Source organism: Nocardiopsis sp. NPDC055824 (assembly GCF_053616335.1).
In genome coordinates this window covers 1-16,293 of sequence record NZ_JBSHDN010000152.1, presented here as the reverse complement: position 1 = coordinate 16,293, position 16,293 = coordinate 1, and the positions used below count along the sequence as shown (strand labels likewise).

Here is a 16,293-nt window from a genome sequence, read left to right as displayed (position 1 = left end):
TACCGCGACAGCGGGAGCCCGTCCGCCATCGACCGGTAGCCGGGCTCGGAGCCGGAGACGGCCTTCACGGTCGTGATCTCTCGGCCGGGGTCGAAGGAGTCCACCCGGTCCACCAGGAGCATGGGGTGCCGTACCGGCAGCCGGTCCAGGATCGCGGTGTAGTCCGGTCCGTACGCGGTCGCGGGCGGGCGGGTCGCGCGGCACGACGGCACAACACAGCTCGGAAACGGGGCGACACCATGCTGGACCTGACCTCTGACGTGGCGGACCTGACCGCCGCACTCGTGGACATCCGTTCCGAGAGCGGCGACGAGGGGAGCCTCGCCGACGCGGTCGAAGGGGCGCTGAAGGCCCTCCCGCACCTCGCGGTCACCCGCGACGGCGACGCCGTGGTCGCCCGCACCGGGCTGGGCCGCCCGCGCCGCGTGGTCGTCGCCGGGCACATCGACACCGTCCCGATCGTGGACAACGTCCCCTCCCGCGTCGAGGGCGGACGCCTCTACGGGTGCGGCACCACCGACATGAAGGCCGGGGTCGCCGTCCAGCTCAAGCTGGCCGCCCTGGTGGCCGAACCCGTGCACGACGTCACCTACGTCTTCTACGACAACGAGGAGGTCGACGCGTCCCGCAACGGCCTCCTCCGGCTCACCCGCAACCACCCGGAGTGGCTGGCCGGGGACTTCGCGATCCTGATGGAGCCCACGGACGGGGTGATCGAGGGCGGCTGCCAGGGGACCATGCGGGTGGAGGTCGTGTCCCGGGGCAGGCGCGCGCACAGCGCCCGCTCGTGGATGGGCGAGAACGCGATCCACGGCGCCGGGGCCGTCCTCGACGTGCTGCGCGCCTACACCCCCCGCGAGCCGGAGGTGGAGGGGCTGCGCTTCCACGAGGGCCTCAACGCCGTGTTCATCGAGGGCGGGGTCGCCGGCAACGTCATCCCCGACGAGTGCGTGGTGAAGGTCAACTACCGGTTCGCCCCGGACCTGTCCGTCGCGGACGCGGAGGCCCACCTGCGCGAGGTGTTCGACGGCTTCGAGGTGCGCGTGGTGGACGCGGCGGCGCCCGCGCGCCCGGGGCTGGACGACCCCTCGGCGGCGGCGTTCGTCGCCTCGGTGGGGGAGGGGGAGGCCCGCGCCAAGCTCGGGTGGACCGACGTCTCGCGCTTCTCGGAACTGGGGGTGCCCGCCGTCAACTACGGCCCCGGCGACCCCGTGCTCGCGCACACGAGGGACGAGTACGCGGAGATCGCGAGGATCCGCGAGGCCGAGGAGCGCATGGTCGCCTGGCTGACCGGGGCCCGATGACCGCCGCGGGCCCGGCCAGGGCGTCCCGGGGCGCCGTGACCGGCCGCGACGGCGGTCCCGGGACAAACCTGCCGCTCGTGGCCACCGCCGGGTCACGTGTGGTTCAGGTGTGAGCCGTTCCCACGCGGATAGCTTTACGACATGACCGAAGACGAGAACGTAAGGCGGGCCGGCCCCCTCACCTACCGGGGCAGCTCGATTCCCAGCACCACCACCGACCAGCGACTCCTCGACCGGCGCGGCCCCTCGGACTGGGTGCACACCGACCCGTGGCGGGTCCTGCGCATCCAGTCGGAGTTCGTGGAGGGCTTCGGGCTCCTGTCCGAACTGCCCTCGGCGGTGAGCGTGTTCGGCTCGGCCAGGATCAAGCCCGGGACCCGCTACTACGACCTGGGCGTCGAGGTGGGCGCCAGGCTCGCGGAGGCGGGCTACGCCACGATCACCGGCGGCGGCCCCGGCATGATGGAGGCCGCGAACAAGGGCGCCCAGGAGGCGGGCGGGCTCTCGGTGGGGCTCGGCATCGAGCTGCCCTTCGAGCAGTCCCTCAACTCCCACATCGACATGGGGATGACCTTCCGGTACTTCTTCGTCCGCAAGACGATGTTCGTGAAGTACTCGCAGGCCTTCGTCGTGCTGCCCGGGGGCTTCGGCACCCTCGACGAGCTGTTCGAGGCGGCCACCCTCGTGCAGACCAAGAAGGTCACCCGGTTCCCGGTGATCCTGGTCGGCCGCGACTTCTGGGGCGGGCTGGAGGAGTGGGTCCGCACCAGCCTCCTGGAGAACGAGCTGATCAAGCCGCAGGACATGGAGCTGGTCCAGATCGTCGACGACCCCCTGGAGGTCGTCGACATCATCCGCAAGTCCCACCTGCACATCGCGCGGGAGCAGGAGGAGCTGGCGCGGTCCGAGGCGGGGCCCGAGCAGTAGGAACCGGGCACGCGCGCCCGGCGCCGCCCCGCCGTGGCGGGGGCGGGCGGGGCCCCGGGGCGCGGACCGCCCCCACGCGGAGCCGCCCCCGGCCGCCCGCCCACCGGCCTCCCCACGGGGGCCGGTGTGTGGCACGATCGGGTCCGTGCCTGTTCTCATCATGATCCTGGTTGCCGCGGCCGCGCTGGCCGTGCTCGTCGGCGTGGTCTACGTCGTGCTCGGCAAGGGCGGTCAGCTCGCCCGGTTCGAGGCCGACTACCCCCCGCTCCCCCTGCCGGACGACCGCGCCGTCAGGGCGCGCGACCTCGGTCGCGTGATGCTCCCCCTCGCCCTGTGGGGCTACCACGTCCGCGCCGTGGACGAGCTGCTGCTGCGGCTCACCATCACCCTGCGCGAGAGGGAGGAGCGGATCGAGGACCTGGAGTGGCGCCTGTCGCGGCTCGACCCCTCCTACGTCCCGGAGGGGACCGGGCCGCTCCCCGGGGCGCACCTGCCCGGGGACGCCTACGCACCCGGCGCGGTGCCCGGGGACGCCTACGCACCCGGCGCGGTGCGGGGGGCAGGTTCCGAGGGGCCGGACGCGCACGACGGGCCCGACGCGCACGGCGGGCCCGACGGGGACGCCGAGCGGGACCCCGCGGGGCCCGGGGACGCCGCCCGGGGCGAGGCCGCGGACGACGTGTCGGAGGACGCCTCGGACGACGCCGCGGTCGGCGGGAACCAGCGCTGACCGGACCCGGCGGCGGGGGCCGGGGAGCCCGGTGCGCCCGCTCCGGGGCGTGCGGCCGCCCGCGGAATCGCGGCGCGTGTCCACCCGGCCCGACCTGCCGATCCGTCGCCCGCTATGCCGTGCATCACAGCCTCGGCGCCGTTCTGTGGCGGATCCGGCGGGTTGGCGTGCTCTATTCTCGGTCGCTGTACTCGATACCCCCGTTCCGCCGGAGCGGGTGCAGCGTTGTTGAGGATGGCGAGGATGGACACAGCAGCCGAACTCGAGTCGGGAGCCGGGGACAGGCGCGACGCGCCCGCCTCCTCGGTGACCCCGGCCCACCCCGTGCAACAGCTGTCCCTGTGGCCGCCGCCCAGGTCGACCCGGCACAGCGGGAAGCGCCGCCGCCAGATCACCCTTCTGGCCGCGGCCGCCGCGGCCGTCCTGCTCGTCGGCGGCGGAGCCGCGGCGTGGGCCGTGCTCGCGGAGCCGGGCGAGGAGGAGAGCGGTCCGTCCGTTCCCGCCGAGGCGTTCGTCGGTGCGTGGTCCGGTGAGATGAGCCAGGTCGACACCGACGGCGAGCACGTGGCCGACTGGCACGCGGAGGTCCGGATCGAGGAGGGCGCCGAGCGCGGCAGCACCGCCTGGACGACCTTCTCCTGCTCGGGGACCCTGGTCCTGTCGGCCGGCGACAACGACCGCCGCGTCTACGCCTACACCGAGACGGCCGACCCCGAGGACCGGTGCGTCGACGAGGCCGAGCTGACCGTGTGGTCGGCGGCCGACGGCGGCGGGCTGAGGGCGGAGTGGTCCTCCATCACCCGGGAGGGGACCCGGATGATCTCGACGGGCGACCTCGGCTGACCCGCGCGGGACCGGCCCCAGGTCGGGGGCGTCCCGAAGGGGCGCGTCCGCGCGGTGGGCCGGGGCGGCGGAGCTCTCCGCGCCCCGGATACTCCCCGAGTTTCGGTCGGGACCGATATAACCTTACTGACCGAAGATTCCTCGTGGGCGTGTGCTCGCGGCGGCGGCCCCGCTGTCGCCTGGCGCACACGGAGGGGTGAACCTCCGAGATAATGGTCGAAGAGTGATTCACGCCCCTTAAGCCACACGGGCATGAGTCACCCGGAACCGGCATGCGGCTCCGGAGCCGAGACCGGTCACGCGGATCGGCGCCGGTGCTGTGGGTCGGCCCCGGTCACCCGCGAGGAACACTAGAAAGGGGAATGGCATGGCGGCGATGAAGCCGAGGACCAGCGACGGGCCGATGGAGGTCACCAAGGAGGGTCGCGGCATCATCATGCGGGTCCCGCTGGAGGGCGGCGGACGCCTGGTTGTCGAGCTGACTCCAGACGAGGCGTCCGAGCTCCGGGACGCGCTCAAGGGTGTCGTCGGCTAGTTCGGCAGTGAACCGTCCCCCACCCCGGGCCGGAAAGCCCTGACGACCCCCGAGGTTGTACACCTCCCAAGTGAACGATTGTGAGCGGCCTGTGCCTTTCGCCACGGAGATCCACCCCGTACCGGGGAAGCTCGTCGATTCCACCGCGGACCTGCTGGTCCTCCCCCTGATTCCGGGAGACAGCGGACCCGAGGCGGTCGAGGGGGTCGCCGAGAGCGGCCTGACACAGGTCCTACCGGCATCGCTCACCGATCTGTTCGCGCACTACTCGCTCACCGGGAAACCCGGAGAGCTGGCCCACTTCCCGGTGCCCCGGGACCAGGGCCTGGTCCGCCTGGCGCTTCTGGGGGTCGGATCGGGTTCGCCCGACGACCTCCGGAAGGCCGGCGCGGCCCTGGCCCGGGCCGCCCGCGGGAACGAGCGCGTGGCCCTCGCCTGGCCCGGCTCCGGCGCGGAGGCCGCCACCGCCTTCGCCGAGGGCGTGCTCCTGGCCTCCTACACCTTCAGCCTCAAGACCTCGGAGGTCCCGGACGACCGGCGCCCGGCGGCCTCGGTCGAGGTCGCCTCCGGCGACGGTGACGACGGATCCCTGGCCGGCGCACTGGAGCGGGGCACGGCCCTGGCCGCGGCCACCGCCCTGGCCCGCGACCTCATCAACACCCCCTCCCTGACCAAGGACCCCGAGTGGATGGCGGCGCGCGCACGCGACGTGGCCGCGGACAAGGGCCTCCAGGTGCGGGTGTGGGACGAGAAGGACCTGGAGAACGACGGGTTCGGGGCGATCCTCGGCGTGGGACAGGGCTCCTCGCGCCCGCCGCGCCTGGTCCAGCTCTCCTACACGCCCGAGAACCCCGCCGCGCACGTCGTCCTGGTGGGCAAGGGCATCACGTTCGACACCGGCGGGCTCTCCCTCAAGCCCAACGACAACATGTCGCTGATGAAGACCGACATGAGCGGCTCCGCGATCGTCCTCGCCGTGCTGTCGGCCCTGGCGGCCGTGGGCGCCGCCGTCCGCGTGACGGGCCTGCTGGCCCTGGCGGAGAACGCCTTCTCCGGCGACTCCACCCGGATCGGCGACGTGCTCACCACCTACACCGGGACGACGGTCGAGGTGCTCAACTCCGACGCCGAGGGCCGCCTGGTCCTCGCCGACGCCATGGGCTACGCGGTCGGCGAGCTCGCCCCGGACGTCCTGGTGGACGTCGCGACGCTGACCGGCGCGGCCAAGGTGGCGCTCGGCACCGGCACGGGCGCGCTGTACAGCAACGACGAGGAGCTCGCCGCCCAGCTGGAGGAGGCGGGCCGCGACTCCGGCGAACCCCTGTGGCGGATGCCGCTCACGGAGGAGTACGTGCCGACCACGAAGTCGCGGGTGGCGGACCTGGCCAACATCGGCACCCGCGGACGCGACTTCGGTCCCGCGGGCGCCACCGACGCCGCCCTGTTCCTGCGCGAGTTCGCCGGGGACGTCCCGTGGGCGCACCTGGACATCGCGGGGCCCGGCAGGTCCATGAAGGAGAGCGGACTGCTCAGCAAGGGCGGCACGGCGTTCACGACCCGCACCCTGCTGCGCTGGCTCGCCGACCGCTGAGCGGTGCCGGACGGCGGCCGGGCCGCCGTGGGGGAGGGGGAGCCCCCTCCCCCTCCGGTCGCGCCGCGGCTACAGGATGGCGGCCAGGAGTCCCTCGCCCACGGGCATGAACAGCGGGATGGACGCCTCCTCCGCGCGCAGCCGGCCGATCACCTCCCGGACGGCGGTCTCCCGGGGGTCGGGCACGCGCAGCGGCCCGTCCGGCTCGGAGGAACCCGCCATGGCGCCGTTGAACACCACCATCCCGCCCGGACGCAGCAGGCGCCGCGCCTCCTCCAGGTACAGGGGGTAGGACACGGTGTCGGCGTCCACGAGGACCAGGTCGTACCCGCCGTCCGTCAGCCTCGGCAGCACGTCCAGGGCGGCTCCGCGGATCAGCCTCGCCCGTCCCGCGCCGAACCCCGCCCTCGCGAACGCGGACCGCGCGTACTCCTGGTACTCGGCGTTCGTGTCGACCGTGGTGAGGATGCCGTCCGGCGTCATGCCGCGCAGCAGCCAGATCCCCGAGGAGCCGCACCCCGTCCCGATCTCGACCACGGACCGGGCGCTGATGGAGGCGGCCAGGAAGCGCAGCGCGCCCCCCGTGGCGGCGTCCACGGGCGGGGCCGTCGACCGCAGGCCCGCGTCGTACGCGTCGGCGAGCGGCTCGTCCTCCATGGCGTCCCGCTCGAAGCGGGCCTGCTCGGTGCGGACCCAGGTGAGCCGGGCCGCTGTCTCCTCCGGACCGGTGATGACGGCCTCCCGCTGCTGTGGTCGCATACGTGTCGTGGGCCCGACCGGGAAGCCGTCACCCACCGTGGAATGATGGTCCGACCAGGTCCGGCGCCTGGCAGAAGACTAGCCTGATCCGGACCGAACTCCGAGCGTGGCGGCGGGAACTTAATCCACGCCTCCCGGCGTTGAATCGGGATGAACGTACGTTGATCGCCACGAAGCAAACTCCCCCCGACCAGCCAGTCGGCGAATCGACGGGATGAAGGGAGCAGCGGTGCCAGAGACCGGCCCTGCCGTGGAATTCGAGGCATGGGAACCCCCGAGCTGGGACGAGGTCGTCCGGACCCACTCGCCGCGCGTCTACCGGCTCGCCTACCGGCTGACCGGCAACAAGCACGACGCGGAGGACCTCACGCAGGAGGTCTTCATCAGGGTGTTCCGCTCCCTGGCCAACTACACCCCCGGCACCTTCGAGGGGTGGCTGCACCGCATCACCACCAACCTCTTCCTGGACATGGCCCGCCGCAAGGCCCGTATCCGCTTCGAGGGCCTGGCCGACAACGCGGACGAGCGGCTGGAGGGGCGTGAGCCCTCCCCCGCCCAGCGCTACGACGACCGGCACTTCGACGCCGACATCCAGTCCGCGCTGGACGCGCTGCCCGCGGAGTTCCGCGCCCCCGTCGTCCTGTGCGACATCGAGGGGCTCTCCTACGAGGAGATCGCGGCGACGCTCGACGTCAAGCTCGGCACCGTCCGCAGCCGTATCCACCGGGGCCGCGCCCAGCTGCGGCGGGCCCTGGAGCACCGGAGGTCCCTGGCCGCGGAGCAGCACGGGGTGAGCAGCGGCGGCAACGCAGGCAACGGGGAGGCGGAGTGAGCAAGGACCACCTCGGAGAGCGGCTCTCCGCACTCGTGGACGGCGAACTGGGCCCCGTCGAACACGAGAGCGCCCTCATCCACCTGGCCAAGTGCGAGTCGTGCCGGTTCGAGGCCGACATGATGCGCCGCCTGAAGCGCCGTCTCACCGGTCTGCGCGAGCCGGAGCCCGACCTGGACTTCATGGGGCGGCTCACGAGCCTGTCCCGCGACCCCGGACCGGGGGGCCGGGGCCCCTCCGAGCCGCCGCCCGGGGGCGCGGGCTTCGGGTTCCGCCCGCCGCTGGGGTCCTCGCGTCCCCTCGGCGGCTTCCCCGGAGGGGGCGCGGCGGCCGTGGAGACCGCGGCGGAGACCGGGTCGGCCCGGACGGGGCCCGCCCGCCCCGAGCGGCCCGCCCGCCCCGTCAGGCGCCGCGGCGGGGACCGCTTCTCCCACCTGCTCCCGGACTTCCCGGGAGGGCGCTACGCGGTCGCCGGCTTCGCGGTCGCCACCGCGCTCCTGGGCACCGCGTTCGTCGCGGGCGGAGACGCGCAGGACACGCCCGTGGTGGAGCCCCGCCTGTCCGACTACGCCGTCGAGCACGCGGTGACCAGCCGTCAGATACCCGTCATGGACTCCCGCCCGACGGAGGTCCGTCCCGTGGGGACCGAGACCCCGCCCGGGTACGGCTCCACCGAAACGACGCGGTGAGCGCGGGGGGACCCTCCTCCGCCACCTCCGGTCCGGCCACACTCGTCGCCGTGCTGGCGCTGTGCGTGGTCCTGCTGACCGGGGCCGCGTGCCCCGATGCGCACCAGGTCCCCGCCGAGGGGGCCGACGACGGCATGTCCGTGCTGCGCCGGGCCGCGGTGGCGGGGAAGGAGACGGCCTACTCGGCGGTGCGCGAGGTGACCGGGGCGGAGGGGGAGGCGCCGTCCCACGTGCACGTGGTGCACCGGCCGGGCGCCGGTCTCGCGCTCGCTCCCGTGGGGGAGGAGGAGGCCGCGTTCGTGGTGCGGGCGTCCTCGGCCCTGGAGTCGCTGGACGAGCGCCTGCTGCACATGCTGGAGGACACCTACGAGGTGACCGACGCGGGCACCGCCGACCTGGAGGGCCGGGAGGCCCGGGTGGTGGAGGCCGGACGTGCCGACGGCACCGTCGCCGGGCGGTTCTGGGTCGACACCGGGACCGGGCTGCTCGTCGGGAGCACGGTCTACGAGGTGTCGGGGGAGCCCGCGCTCAGCGTCCGCCTGACCGGCCTCGCGCCGGGGGAGGGCGACTGGCCCGAGGGGGCCGTCGGCGGAACCCCCTGGGGCGACGCCCTGACCGGTGAGGAGCGCGACGGTCTGCGGGAGGACGGGTGGACGCTCCCCGAGCACCTCCACTGGAACCTCAGGCTGGTCGACGCGCGCTCCACCGAGCACGCCGGCCGCCGCGTCGTGCACGCGATCTATTCGGACGGGTTGTCGCAGGTGTCGGTTTTCATCCAGCGTGGGAAGCTGGACACGAAACACGCCGCTTCACTCCGTGACGGATACGCCGGAACCGATATGGGGGGAAGCGGCGTCACAACACAACACGACACGGTCTTCGGCGGAGACGTGGGCCAGTACCAGAGCATGTGGCAGGCGGGCGGCTTCGTCTACACGGTGCTGGCCGACGCCCCCGCCGGGATCGCCTCGTCCGCTGTGACCGCGCTGCCGGGACCCGAGAGTTCCGGCTTCTGGGCCAGAGTGCATCGGGGCATGTCCCGGTTGGGATTCCTCTAGGGGTGCCCTCCGACCGAGGCGGACCCGCCGGGCGGCGGGAGGCCCGCCCCGGTCGGGGCCCACGCGGCGGGACCCGCCGAGTCGCGTGTCGACCGCGAGCCAAGCGACAGAGCGACCCACGGAGCAGGTCTTGACTGAGGAGAACGGCCGTTCGGACCACGGGGCAGGGCCCTCCCGGTCGACCCCGCCGGACGGCGCATCGCCCCCCGGGGACGGACCGCGGGATGCGGCGCCCACGCCCGGCCGGACCCCCGCGGCCCACCGGCGGCACCCCCGGTGGGCCGCCCCCGGCCCCCCGGCCCACGGGGGCCCGGCCCCCGTCACCGACCGGGGCGCCGCCCCCGGCCCGTCCTCATCCGCCTCTCCCCGCAGTGGAGACCACATGAACCACACCCCTCCCGGGCAGGGCGGACAGCCCGGCGCCTCCTCGAACCCCGGAGACCGGACCGGTCACCACCCGGCCCCTGGCGGGCCCACAGGCCCCGCCGACCCCCAGAACCCCGTGGGGAGAGCCGGGCCTCCGAGCGCGTCCGGCCACGGGCCGGGCGCCCCCGGAGGCCCGGGCCGCGCGGCCCACCAGGGGCCGTCCGCGCCCCACGGCCCGGCGGGCCCCGACCACCCCACCGGCTACACGGCCCCCTTCCACCGGGCGGACCCCGCCGACGCCGCGGGGCAGGCGGGCCGACCCGGCCCGTACGTCCCCGCGGACGCGTCCGGCGCGCACATGCCGGGCCCTTCCGGGCCGCACGCGCCGCAGTCCGGGCAGGCGGCCTACGGGATCGCGCCGCCCGCCGCGCCCCGGCCGCGCGGACGCGGCGTCCCGGTGTGGATGGCCCTGTCCGGCATGCTCGTGGTCGCGCTCATCGCGGGCGGCGCGGGCGGTGTGGCGGGAGGGCTCCTCAACGGCTCCGCGTCCTCCGACGCCGCGCCGGAGGACGACGGCCCGGTCATGAACGAGCCCCCGCCCGAGGCGCCCCAGCGCGACCCCGACACCATCGCCGGGGTGGCGCAGCGGGTCAGCCCGAGCGTGGTCTCGCTCATCAGCGCCGACGCGCGCGTCCCGGGCGGCGGCTCCGGGTTCGTCATCGACGGCGACTACGTCGTCACCAACGACCACGTCTCCAGCGGGCTGGAGGCGGACGGCATCGTCATCGAGTACAGCGACGGCACCCTCTCCGAGGCCTCCGTGGTCGGCGCCGACCCCAGCTCGGACCTCGCGGTCCTGTCGATCGCGGACCCCCACGACGTCGAACCGCTCCAGTTCGGGGACTCCGAGGAGGTCATCGTCGGGGACGAGGTGATCGCGATCGGCGCCCCCCTCGGCCTGAACGGCACCGTCACCCAGGGCATCATCAGCGCCGTCAACCGGCCGGTCAGCTCGGGCCAGGGCGAGAGCGGCGGGCGCTTCTACGCGCTCCAGACCGACGCCGCCATCAACCCGGGCAACTCCGGTGGACCGCTGGTGGACACGCGGGGCCGCGTCATCGGGGTCAACTCGATGATCGCGACCATGGGCGCCATGGGGGAGACCAGCGGCAACATCGGCCTCGGGTTCGCGATCCCCTCGGTGGAGGCGGAGCGCGTGGTGAACCGCCTCATGGAGGACGGCGAGACCGCGTACGCGGACATCGGCGCCGACATCGACGAGGACAGCCCCCTCGCGGGCGCGGTCATCGCCGAGGGGGCGGACGCGGTCGAGCCGGGCGGTCCGGCCGACGAGGCGGGGCTGGAGCCCGGTGACGTGATCGTCTCCCTCGACTCCCGTCAGGTCGGCTCGGGCGAGGACCTGCTCGCGATGCTGCGCAGCCGCGCCCCCGGTGACGAGGCCGCCGTCGACTACGAGCGCGACGGCGAGCGCGAGAGCACCACGATCGTCCTCGGCTCGACCGACGACTGAGGCCCCCGGGAGCGCCCCCGTCGCGCCCACCCTCCCCGGACACGCGAAGGCCCCCGGTCGCCCGGGGGCCTTCGCCGTTCTCTCCTCCCGGGGCCGCGTGCGGCCCGGGAGAGGGGTGTCAGCGTCCGGCCGGGGAGATGCCCAGCTGCATCCCCGCCAGGCCGCGCGGCTTGCCGACCAGGGACTCGGCGATGCCGGAGATGACCTTGCTCGCGTCGGTGTCCGGGTCGCTCAGGACGAGGGGGGTGCCCTCGTCGCCGCCCTCGCGCAGACGGGTGTCCAGCGGGACCTGGCCCAGCAGCGGGATGGTGGTCCCCAGCGTCTTGGTCAGCGCGTCGGCGACCGTCTGGCCGCCGCCCTCGCCGAACAGGTGCAGGGGCTCCCCGCCGCCCGGCGGCACGAAGTACGACATGTTCTCGATGACGCCCGCGATGCGCTGGTGCGTCTGCGCGGTGATCGCGCCCGCGCGCTCCGCCACCTCGGCGGCGGCCATCTGCGGCGTGGTCACGATGAGCAGTTCGGCGGTCGGCAGCAGCTGCGCGGTCGAGATGGCGATGTCGCCCGTGCCCGGGGGCAGGTCCATCAGCAGGACGTCCAGGTCGCCCCAGAACACGTCCGCCAGGAACTGCTGGAGGGCGCGGTGCAGCATCGGGCCGCGCCACACCACGGGCTGGTTGCCCTGGGTGAACATGCCCACCGAGATGACCTTGATGCCGTGCGCGGTGGGCGGCAGGATCATGTCCTCGACCTTGGTCGGGAAGTCCGACGCGCCGAGCATGCGCGGCACCGAGTGGCCGTAGATGTCGGCGTCGACGACGCCGACCTTGTGGCCCTGGGCGGCGAGCGCCGCGGCGAGGTTGACGGTGACGGACGACTTGCCGACCCCGCCCTTGCCGGAGGCGACGGCGAAGACCTTGGTCAGGGAGTTGGGCTTGGCGAAGGGGATCTCCTTCTCCGCCTGGCCGCCGCGGAGCTTGGTCTGGAGTTCCTTGCGCTGCTCGTCGCTCATCACGTCGAGCTCGACGCGGACGGAGGTGACGCCGGCGACCTTGGTCACCGCCGCGGTCACGTCCTTCTCGATGCGGCCCTTCATGGGGCAGCCGGCCACCGTGAGGTAGATCCCGACGCTCACGGTACCGTCGTCGGCGATGTCGATGCTCTTGACCATGCCGAGGTCGGTGATGGGACGGTGGATCTCCGGGTCTTGCACCGTGGCGAGGGCTTTGTGCACCTGCTCGGTGGTTGCTGTGGAGGACATGTGCTCAATCGTAGGTCAGCGGGGCGGGATGGTTGGTCTGCGGTGTCACCCGCACGTACCACCGTTTCCAACGAGGAGGGGGCGTCCCCCATTCCTCGCGGCGGCGGCGTTCGCCATCCCCTGTTCATACTGTGACCAGGCGATAACGGCGTGGCCTTAACACTGGCAATACATGGCCGGATAGTAGTCTCGGCGCACGATGGGAAATGTGCCGCCACCGCCTGGTTCGTCCTGGCCCGCCGCGCCCGAAGGGCCGGAGGGGCGGGCTTCTGGGGCCTACGCGCAGGAGCAGACCTGGGCCGGACCCCCCGGCGGGGGGCGGCTGACACCGCCCGGCGGGCACCCGGCGGTCAACGCCGACCCGGGGGTGTGGGCCTGGCCGCCGCCCAGACCGGTGCGCACGAACGAGTTCGCCTGCGCGGAACTGCCCCCGGGTGAGTCCTATCACAGGCTGGGCCGGACCTCCCGCTTCCGCTGGTGGACGACGCCCCTGGCTCTGGCGGGGTTCGCCGTCCTGCTGTTCTTCCTGTGGATGGCCATCCTGCTCGCGGTCACGATCGTCGCGATCGTCGAGGGCAGCGGGCTCGCCCCCGATTCGGTGCGCATCAGCGAGATCGCCCAGCTGGCCTTCGGCCTGCTGTCGTCGGCGCTGCTGATCCCCATCGTCCTCTTCGTCGTGCGGGTGGTCCAGTGGCGCCGCGTCGGCTCCCTGATGTCGGTCGCGGGCCGCGTGCGCTGGGGCTGGCTGGCGGTCTGCACCGCCGCGGCGGTCCTGCCGGTGGCCCTGGGCGTGGCGGCCTTCCTGCCGCTGGCCCGCCTCGTCCAGCCCGGCCTGGTGCCCCACCAGGGCGCCGGGGGGACCGAGGTGTTCGCGGCGGCGATGGCCGTCGTCCTGGTCCTGGTCCCGTTCCAGTCCGCGGCCGAGGAGATCACCCTGCGCGGCCTGGTCATGCAGATGGTCGGCGCGCTCGGGGCGCGCCCCGGCGAGCGGGGCGGCGACTCCTCGGTGGCCCGGGTGCTGCGCTCCCCGGGGCCCTCGGTCCTGGCGGGCGGGACGCTGTTCGCCGCGCTCTACCTGGCCACGCACCCCGGCGACCTCTGGACCGCGGCGGCCCTCGTCGTCATGGGCCTGGGAGCGGCCTGGCTGACCTGGCGGACCGGAGGCCTGGAGGCCGCGATCGCGCTGCACACGGTCAACAGCCTGGTGCAGTTCACGCTGTGCGTCTTCGAGGACCGCCTGTCGGAGATCGGCACGGGAGCCGTCGTCGGCGCGGGGCTCCCCCTGGGCGCCGGCTCGCCGCTCGTCCTGCTCCTCACGACGGCCCAGGTCGGCCTGTACACGCTGGGCGTGGTCTGGTTGGCCCGCCGCCGCGGGGTGCGCCGCACCAGCGCCGACACACCGCGCTGAGCCCGCCCGGCCCGCGGGTCAGGCGATCGGCTCCCGGGCGGCCCCCTCCGCGACCGCCTCCGGGCGCTCGGGGAACACCCACGTCCGGTACGCGAAGAACCGGAACAGCGTGCCGATCCCCACACCCACCACGTTGCCCGCGACGTTCTGCGCGAGCACCCCGTCCAGGCCGAGCACGTGGACGGAGAACCCCTGGCAGGCCAGCTGGATGGCCAGGCCGACCCCGTTCATCACCAGGAACAGCAGCGTCTCGCGCCCGTAGCCCGTGCGGGCCCGGTCGCCGAACGTCCAGAACCGGTTGCCGACGAACGCGACCGCGATCGAGCACAGCGTCCCGACCACCTGTCCGGACAGCGGGCCCATGCCCGCCCCCCACAGCAGGTTGGTGGCGCCCAGCTGGACCACGTAGGCGACCGCGCCGACGGAACCGAACCTGCCCACCTCCGCGGCGAGCTTCGCGAGCTTGGGATGGCGGGCGGAGAAGTCGCGCACGGCCGTCGCCTCCAGTCGTGTGGTCGGGGGTGCGCCTTCGGACGGGCCGCCGACCTGGGGGCGAGAGGGGCTTCCGGCCGCCGTGCGCGCACGCTCTAGACTCTAGCCCGGGGACTTGAGCAGGGCCCCGGCCGCGGGTTCCGAGCCGAACCGGCCAGGCATCCCCGCAGGGGAGCCGTCCCGTCACCGCGGTTGACGAGCATGTGAGTTGAGGAACTGTGAGCGAGCGTAACCGCACCGTCCCCCGCGTGGGAATGGTCGGAGGTGGCCAACTCTCCCGGATGACCCACCAGGCGGGCATCGGACTGGGCGTCCACTTCTCCGTCCTGGCCGCCGCACCCACCGACAGCGCAGCCCTGGTCTGCGGCGACGTCACGCTGGGGAACGACCGCGGCCTGGACGACGTCATGGCCTTCGCCAAGGCCAACGACGTGGTGACCTTCGACCACGAACACGTCCCCGAGCCCGTCCTGCGCGCCGTCGAGGAGGCGGGCGGGCTGCTGCGCCCCGGCCGGGACGCCCTGCGCTTCGCCCAGGACAAGCTGCGCATGCGCACCCGCATGGCCGAGCTCGGCGCCCCGTCCCCGCGGTGGAGGGCCGTCACCGCGCTGGAGCACGTGACCGGGTTCGCCGACGGCGAGGCGGGCGCCGGCTGGCCGGTCGTCCTCAAGGCCGCGCGCGGCGGCTACGACGGCAAGGGAGTGTGGATCGCCGCCGACGCCGAGGAGGCCCGGGCGGTCGTGGACCGGGCCGCCGCCGAGGACGTCCCCCTCCTGGTGGAGGAGAAGGTCGCCTTCTCCCGCGAGCTCGCGGTGCAGGTGGCCCGCTCCCCGCACGGCCAGGTCGCGGTCTACCCGGTCGTGGAGACCGTGCAGCGCGGGGGCATCTGCCACGAGGTCGTCGCCCCCGCCCCCGGCCTCTCCGACGAGAAGGCCACGAGGGCCCAGGAACTCGCCATCGAGATCGCCCAGGCGCTCGACGTCACCGGTGTCCTGGCCGTGGAGCTGTTCGAGACCGCCGAGGGCGTCGTCGTGAACGAACTCGCCATGCGGCCCCACAACTCCGGCCACTGGAGCATCGAGGGCGCCCGCACGTCCCAGTTCGAGCAGCACCTGCGCGCGGTCCTCAACCTGCCCCTGGGGTCGCCGCGCACCAACGCCCCCTTCACCGTCATGGCCAACCTGCTGGGCGGCACGGACCCCGACGTCTACAGTCGCTACCTGCACGTGATGGCCAAGGACCCCGGCGTGAAGGTGCACTTCTACGGCAAGGACGTGCGTCCGGGCCGCAAGATCGGGCACGTCACAGTGATGGGCGACGACCACCAGGACCTCCTGGAGCGCGCCCGCGACGCTGCCGCCTACCTGCGAGGAGACGACCAGTGAGCAACCAGGCCCCCGTCGTGGGCATCGTGATGGGCTCGGACTCGGACTGGCCGGTGATGCGCGAGGCCGCCGAGGCGCTGCGCGAGTTCGACGTGCCGTTCGAGGCCGACGTGGTGTCCGCGCACCGCATGCCGCACGAGATGATCTCCTACGGGGAGGAGGCCGCCGGACGCGGCCTGAAGGCGGTCATCGCCGGGGCGGGCGGCGCCGCCCACCTGCCCGGCATGCTGGCCTCCGTGACCACCCTGCCCGTGATCGGCGTCCCGGTGCCGCTCAAGTACCTCGACGGCATGGACTCCCTGCTGTCCATCGTCCAGATGCCCGGGGGAGTCCCCGTGGCGACGGTGGCCGTGGGCGCGGCGCGCAACGCGGGCCTGCTGGCGGTGCGGATGCTCGCGGCGCACGACCCGGAGCTGTCCGGGCGGATGGAGAGGTTCCAGGAGGAGCTCAGGTCCCAGGCCCACGCCAAGGGCGAGCGCCTGCGGCGCGAGGTCGCCGAGGGCGGCAGGCCCACCGGCTTCGGCCTCTAGACCGTCTTCCGCGCGGCCCCGGCGTCCCGAGCGGCGCCGGGGCCGCGCCGTGCCC

At 73.9% G+C, this 16,293-nt stretch carries 17 protein-coding genes; 13 read left to right on the top strand and 4 right to left on the bottom strand.

Translation table 11 applies throughout. The annotated features are described in order from the left end of the window. Positions 1-212, bottom strand: a 212-nt coding sequence (locus tag ACWGL3_RS24020) for a hypothetical protein (RefSeq protein ID WP_452461814.1), incomplete at its 3' end; no start/stop codon positions are given. 27 nt (positions 213-239) lie between these two features. On the opposite strand from ACWGL3_RS24020, the gene dapE reads away from it, so the two are divergent. From dapE to ACWGL3_RS23990, 6 genes are all read left to right on the top strand, one after another. After that, positions 240-1,304, top strand: coding sequence for a succinyl-diaminopimelate desuccinylase (gene dapE / locus ACWGL3_RS24015; protein WP_267948186.1), 1,065 nt, complete (start codon positions 240-242; stop codon positions 1,302-1,304). A gap of 141 nt (positions 1,305-1,445) precedes the next feature. Beyond that, entirely contained in the window at positions 1,446-2,231 is a 786-nt protein-coding gene (locus ACWGL3_RS24010) for an LOG family protein (protein ID WP_267948187.1), read from the top strand. Between the two features lie 145 nt (positions 2,232-2,376). Then, entirely contained in the window at positions 2,377-2,961 is a 585-nt protein-coding gene (locus ACWGL3_RS24005; RefSeq protein ID WP_267948188.1) for a hypothetical protein, read from the top strand. A gap of 243 nt (positions 2,962-3,204) precedes the next feature. Then, positions 3,205-3,804: a hypothetical protein gene (locus ACWGL3_RS24000; RefSeq protein WP_267948189.1), complete on the top strand. Its 600-nt coding sequence runs from the start codon at positions 3,205-3,207 to the stop codon at positions 3,802-3,804. 367 nt (positions 3,805-4,171) lie between these two features. Next, a complete protein-coding gene (locus ACWGL3_RS23995) occupies positions 4,172-4,339 on the top strand; it encodes a DUF3117 domain-containing protein (RefSeq protein WP_267948190.1) in 168 nt (55 codons plus the stop codon). A gap of 91 nt (positions 4,340-4,430) precedes the next feature. After that, on the top strand, positions 4,431-5,930 hold the full coding sequence (locus ACWGL3_RS23990; RefSeq protein WP_267948191.1) for a leucyl aminopeptidase: 1,500 nt from the start codon (positions 4,431-4,433) through the stop codon (positions 5,928-5,930). A 69-nt stretch (positions 5,931-5,999) separates the two neighbouring features. Here ACWGL3_RS23990 and ACWGL3_RS23985 read toward each other — a convergent pair whose 3' ends face one another. Further along, the gene (locus ACWGL3_RS23985) at positions 6,000-6,587 is read right to left on the bottom strand and encodes an O-methyltransferase (RefSeq protein ID WP_267950251.1); all 588 of its coding nucleotides are present in this window, start codon (positions 6,585-6,587) and stop codon (positions 6,000-6,002) included. Between the two features lie 316 nt (positions 6,588-6,903). Here ACWGL3_RS23985 and sigE point away from each other — a divergent pair, with 316 nt between their 5' ends. The 4 genes from sigE (at position 6,904) to ACWGL3_RS23965 (ending at position 11,165) form a co-directional block, all read left to right on the top strand. Further along, entirely contained in the window at positions 6,904-7,521 is a 618-nt protein-coding gene (gene sigE, locus ACWGL3_RS23980; RefSeq protein WP_267948192.1) for an RNA polymerase sigma factor SigE, read from the top strand. Next, entirely contained in the window at positions 7,518-8,210 is a 693-nt protein-coding gene (locus ACWGL3_RS23975) for an anti-sigma factor family protein (protein ID WP_267948193.1), read from the top strand. Before sigE ends, ACWGL3_RS23975 begins: the two co-directional genes overlap by 4 nt. Beyond that, positions 8,207-9,268 (top strand): transcriptional regulator, encoded by a 1,062-nt coding sequence (locus ACWGL3_RS23970; protein WP_267948194.1) that lies wholly within the window; start codon positions 8,207-8,209, stop codon positions 9,266-9,268. Before ACWGL3_RS23975 ends, ACWGL3_RS23970 begins: the two co-directional genes overlap by 4 nt. Before the next feature lie 382 nt (positions 9,269-9,650). Further along, positions 9,651-11,165: a trypsin-like peptidase domain-containing protein gene (locus tag ACWGL3_RS23965; protein WP_267948195.1), complete on the top strand. Its 1,515-nt coding sequence runs from the start codon at positions 9,651-9,653 to the stop codon at positions 11,163-11,165. A 118-nt stretch (positions 11,166-11,283) separates the two neighbouring features. Here the strand turns inward: ACWGL3_RS23965 and ACWGL3_RS23960 are convergent, their stop codons facing one another. Continuing rightward, on the bottom strand, positions 11,284-12,423 hold the full coding sequence (locus ACWGL3_RS23960; RefSeq protein ID WP_267948196.1) for an Mrp/NBP35 family ATP-binding protein: 1,140 nt from the start codon (positions 12,421-12,423) through the stop codon (positions 11,284-11,286). A 394-nt stretch (positions 12,424-12,817) separates the two neighbouring features. On the opposite strand from ACWGL3_RS23960, the gene ACWGL3_RS23955 reads away from it, so the two are divergent. After that, positions 12,818-13,831 (top strand): CPBP family intramembrane glutamic endopeptidase, encoded by a 1,014-nt coding sequence (locus ACWGL3_RS23955; RefSeq protein ID WP_267950252.1) that lies wholly within the window; start codon positions 12,818-12,820, stop codon positions 13,829-13,831. Between the two features lie 18 nt (positions 13,832-13,849). Here ACWGL3_RS23955 and ACWGL3_RS23950 read toward each other — a convergent pair whose 3' ends face one another. Then, positions 13,850-14,323, bottom strand: a complete 474-nt coding sequence (locus tag ACWGL3_RS23950; protein ID WP_267948197.1) for a GtrA family protein — start codon at positions 14,321-14,323, stop codon at positions 13,850-13,852. A gap of 218 nt (positions 14,324-14,541) precedes the next feature. On the opposite strand from ACWGL3_RS23950, the gene ACWGL3_RS23945 reads away from it, so the two are divergent. Continuing rightward, complete coding sequence (locus tag ACWGL3_RS23945) at positions 14,542-15,708, top strand: 5-(carboxyamino)imidazole ribonucleotide synthase (protein WP_267948198.1); 1,167 nt, start codon at positions 14,542-14,544, stop codon at positions 15,706-15,708. A 29-nt stretch (positions 15,709-15,737) separates the two neighbouring features. Further along, the gene (gene purE, locus ACWGL3_RS23940; RefSeq protein WP_378554036.1) at positions 15,738-16,238 is read left to right on the top strand and encodes a 5-(carboxyamino)imidazole ribonucleotide mutase; all 501 of its coding nucleotides are present in this window, start codon (positions 15,738-15,740) and stop codon (positions 16,236-16,238) included. Positions 16,239-16,293: the final 55 nt, after the last annotated feature.

What these genes read in the sequence shown, in the direction of transcription:
- dapE (WP_267948186.1), top strand. Translation starts at nt 240, where the DNA reads ATGCTGGACCTGACCTCTGACGTGGCGGACCTGACCGCCGCACTCGTG.
- ACWGL3_RS24010 (WP_267948187.1), top strand. Translation starts at nt 1,446, where the DNA reads ATGACCGAAGACGAGAACGTAAGGCGGGCCGGCCCCCTCACCTACCGG.
- ACWGL3_RS24000 (WP_267948189.1), top strand. Translation starts at nt 3,205, where the DNA reads ATGGACACAGCAGCCGAACTCGAGTCGGGAGCCGGGGACAGGCGCGAC.
- ACWGL3_RS23995 (WP_267948190.1), top strand. Translation starts at nt 4,172, where the DNA reads ATGGCGGCGATGAAGCCGAGGACCAGCGACGGGCCGATGGAGGTCACC.
- ACWGL3_RS23985 (WP_267950251.1), bottom strand. Translation starts at nt 6,587, where the DNA reads ATGGAGGACGAGCCGCTCGCCGACGCGTACGACGCGGGCCTGCGGTCG.
- sigE (WP_267948192.1), top strand. Translation starts at nt 6,904, where the DNA reads ATGAAGGGAGCAGCGGTGCCAGAGACCGGCCCTGCCGTGGAATTCGAG.
- ACWGL3_RS23965 (WP_267948195.1), top strand. Translation starts at nt 9,651, where the DNA reads ATGAACCACACCCCTCCCGGGCAGGGCGGACAGCCCGGCGCCTCCTCG.
- ACWGL3_RS23960 (WP_267948196.1), bottom strand. Translation starts at nt 12,423, where the DNA reads ATGTCCTCCACAGCAACCACCGAGCAGGTGCACAAAGCCCTCGCCACG.
- purE (WP_378554036.1), top strand. Translation starts at nt 15,738, where the DNA reads ATGGGCTCGGACTCGGACTGGCCGGTGATGCGCGAGGCCGCCGAGGCG.